Source organism: Kribbella sp., assembly GCF_035687465.1.
GTDB lineage: Bacteria > Actinomycetota > Actinomycetes > Propionibacteriales > Kribbellaceae > Kribbella.
Genome location: NZ_DASRXP010000044.1, coordinates 1 through 3,540, shown reverse-complemented (window position 1 = coordinate 3,540; position 3,540 = coordinate 1). Strand labels below are relative to the sequence as shown.

The 3,540-nt window shown below is 64.3% G+C and carries 3 protein-coding genes and 1 pseudogene; all 4 read right to left on the bottom strand.

Annotation, left to right across the window (positions count from 1 at the left end; all coding sequences use genetic code 11):
• A pseudogene (locus VFG33_RS02205) lies at positions 1-338 on the bottom strand (hypothetical protein); the annotation flags it as partial.
• A 1-nt stretch (position 339) separates the two neighbouring features.
• Entirely contained in the window at positions 340-1,179 is an 840-nt protein-coding gene (locus tag VFG33_RS02200; protein ID WP_325021797.1) for a carbohydrate ABC transporter permease, read from the bottom strand.
• A 103-nt stretch (positions 1,180-1,282) separates the two neighbouring features.
• On the bottom strand, positions 1,283-2,587 hold the full coding sequence (locus VFG33_RS02195; protein ID WP_325021795.1) for an extracellular solute-binding protein: 1,305 nt from the start codon (positions 2,585-2,587) through the stop codon (positions 1,283-1,285).
• A gap of 104 nt (positions 2,588-2,691) precedes the next feature.
• Positions 2,692-3,540: substrate-binding domain-containing protein (locus tag VFG33_RS02190; RefSeq protein ID WP_325021793.1), on the bottom strand; the 849-nt coding region annotated here is incomplete at its 5' end.

Genomic DNA, 3,540 nt, shown 5'->3' with positions numbered 1-3,540 from the left:
ATGGCCGCCAGTACTACGCGTCGCCCGCGCCAGCGCATCCTCGACAGCGCGAACGCCGCCATGCTGTTGATCAAGATGCCGACGGCAACCGTCACCACCGAGATCATCACCGAGTTGAACAGCAGCCGCTCGGCCGGCACTCGGTCGAACACGCCTCGGTAGTTGTCCAGCGAGATCTCGCCGACCGGAAGGATCGCCTTGATCGACGAGAGGTCGGCGAAGATCTGCGCGTCCGGCTTGAAGGACGAGATCAGCATGAAGATGATCGGGAACGCGAAGAAGATCACCAACAACGACCGCACCAACTGCAGCGGCGAGACCCGCTTGGAGTTCGTCATGTCAGGCCTTCTCTCTGGTCAAGAAGCGCTGGACGCCCGACACGGCGAGCACAATCACGAAGAACACCAGGGAGATCGCCGCCGCATAACCGGTGGACTGCTGCTCATACCCGGTTCGAACCGCCATGAAGATCACCGTGGTCGTCCTGTCCAGCGGACCGCCCTGCGTCATCACGCTGATCTGGGTGAACAGGCTGAAAGCCGCGATCGTGATCGTGATCAGGATGAACGTCCGCGTCGCCCGCAAACTCGGCCAGGTGATGTGGGTGAACGTCTTCCAGGTGGACGCCCCGTCCAGCGAGGCCGCTTCGTACAGCTCACGCGGGATCGTCTGCAACCCCGCCAGCCAGATGATCATGTGGAACCCGACGGCCTGCCAGATCGACATGAACATGATCGCCGGCATCGCCGTCGTCGGGTTGTTGAGCCAGTCGGTCCCGTGCCACTGGCCGAACGTGACGGCCGAGATGATCTGGTTCAACAGTCCGTCGGGCTGGTAGATGAAGCGCCAGAGCAACGAGATCACGACCATCGACGTGACCACCGGAGCGAAGTACACCGTCCTGAAGAAGTTGGTACCGCGGACCTTCGCGTTGGCGAGCAACGCCAGGACCAGCGCGAGCCCGGCCTGGACGGGTACCACGATCAGGGCGAAGTACGCCGTGTTGCGCAGCGATGCCCAGAAGAGGCTGTCACCGAAGAGCGTGATGAAGTTGTCGACGCCGACGAACCGCGGTGGCCTCGGAGAGATCAGCCGCGCGTTGGTGAAGGCGAGTCCGAACGCCAGGAGGACGGGGACCAGGAAGAAGACGATCAGCAGGATGACGGCCGGCGACGCCATCGCAGCACCGATCAAGGTCTCATGAGAACGCGCGCTCCTCACCCGGCGAGGCCGGGCAACGGCCTTCTTCGCAACGTGTCTGGAAGCTGTGGTGACGGACATGTCAGAACTCGTAGTTGCCGTTGGACTTGATGTTGTTGTCGACGTCCGCGGCCGCCTTGTCGAGTATCTTCTGCGGGTCGCCGCCGGCCAGGATGTCCAACACAGCCTTCTGGAAGGTCGAGGCGATGAACGGGTACGCCGGCGTGACCGGTCGCACCAGCGCGTACTTCTGCGACAGTTCGAGGAAGCTCCGGTACTTACCGCCAGGAGCGTACGCCGGTACGGATGCCGCGGCGTCCGTATTCGCCGGGATCAGGCCGAGCGCCGTCGCGTACTCGACGTAGTACTCCGGCTTGGCCGAGAACTTCAAGTACTCCAGGGCACCGTCCTTGGCCGCGCAGGCCGACGACATTCCCCACTGCCAGGACGCGCCACCAATCTTCGGGCCTTTGCCGAAGTCCGGCGGCGGCAGGAAGACCACGTCAGCGCCGTACTTCTTGGTCACCGTGTCCGCGGCCCAACTGCCGTTCCACATGATCGCGCTCTTGCCGTTGACGAAGTCCACGGCGGAGTCCTTGCCTGACTTCTGTTGCGCATAGCCCTTGGTGATCAAGCCGCGGAACCACGTCGCCCACTTGAGGGCATCCGGTCCGTTGAGCACGCCCTCCGCGGTTTCATAGCCCGAGCGGTTCACCAGGTCACCGCCGAAGCTCTGCAACATCGGCGAGTAGGCGTACGGGATCCATTCGCCGGTACCCGCCGTCCCCATGTCGAGCGGGTACGCATACTTGCCGCCGGCCTTGATCTTCGCAATCGCCTCGTCGAACTCCGCCCCGGTCCACGGCTTGTCGATCGTCGGGATCCGGATGCCGTACTCGGTCAGCACCGACTTGCGAGCCGTCAGGTTCATCGCGACGTCGTAGTGACCGAAGGAGTAGACCTTGTCGTCGACCTTGCCGAGCGTGCTCGGGAGTTGCTTGTCGAAGAAGCCGTCGGGCAGCTCGAGCGGCTGCAGGTAGCCGGCCCACGCCCAGTTCGGGACGTTGGGACCGTCGATGTCCATGACACAGGGCAGCTTCTTCGCGGCCGCCGCGGCAGTGACCGCGTCGTTGTAGGCGGCCTGCGGGAAGGATTGCAGCTTCACCTTGTACTTCGTCTGGCTCGCGTTGAAGGCGTCGACCACCTTCTTGTTGACCGCCAACTCGACGGCGTTACCACCGTTGTGCGTCCAGAGCTCGAGCGTGGTGACCCCGCCCTCGCTACTCGCGCCACTGTCGGACGACGCCGAAGAACAGGCCGGCAGCCCGACTGCCGCGGCCAGGATCAACGCGACGGCTCCGACGCCTCGCTTCGTGATGTGTTGCATGGTCGTTCCCCTTTGTGTTTTGGGCAGGCCGAGGCAAGGCAGGGTCTGCCGGTACTGCGTGTCTGTGGCAGCGGTGGGCATCGATGGCCCCGCTGCTTGGTGGATCAGCTGGAGGCGGGTCGATCCACGGAGTTGCGGATCACCAGCGGACAGCTCAGCGCCTCGTGCTCCGCGCCCTCTCGTCCCTCGATTCGTGCGATCAGGGCCTCCACGGCCCACGCGCCCATCTCGTAATGGGGCAGCGCGACAGTGGTCAGCCCGGGCCGGAGTCCATCAGCGATGAGCTCCTGGTTGTCGAACCCCACGACCGACAGGTCCTGGGGTATCCGCAGACCGAGCTCGGCTGCGGCGTGGTAGGCACCCATAGCCATCCGGTCGTTGAAGCAGAACAACGCAGTCGGCCGTTCAGTTGCTTCTAGCAACTGCCTGGCCGCCTGCAGACCGCCTTCGGTGTCCGATGTCTGTGCTGCTACGAGCCGCTTGTCGAACTTGATGCCCGCCTCCTGCAACGCGGCCCGGTATCCCTCCAACCGGCCGTGTGTGGCGGGAATGTCATCGACGTTGTTGACGAATCCGATCCGTTGGTGGCCGTGCCGGATCAGCTCGTCGGTAGCGGTTCGCCCACCTGCGACCTCGTCTGGGACCACCGAAGGAACGTCGCTGTTCTCGGACCGCGCGTCCAGCAACACGGTCGGTACTCCGGCGATCGCGTCGGGCAGCGTCACCTCGCGGTGGTACATGGTCGCGTAGAGAAACCCGTCCACCTGCCGCTGCCTCAAGGCCTGGATCTCGGCCGCCTCGAACTCGCTGTCGGACCCGGTGTTGACGAGCATGAGGAGCCACCCCGCCTTCGACGCGGCCTCCTGCGCGCCGAGGATCATGCGCCCGGCGTACGGGGTGGTCGCGATCTCGTCACTGATCAGCGCCAGCATCTGTGATCTCTGGAGGCGGAG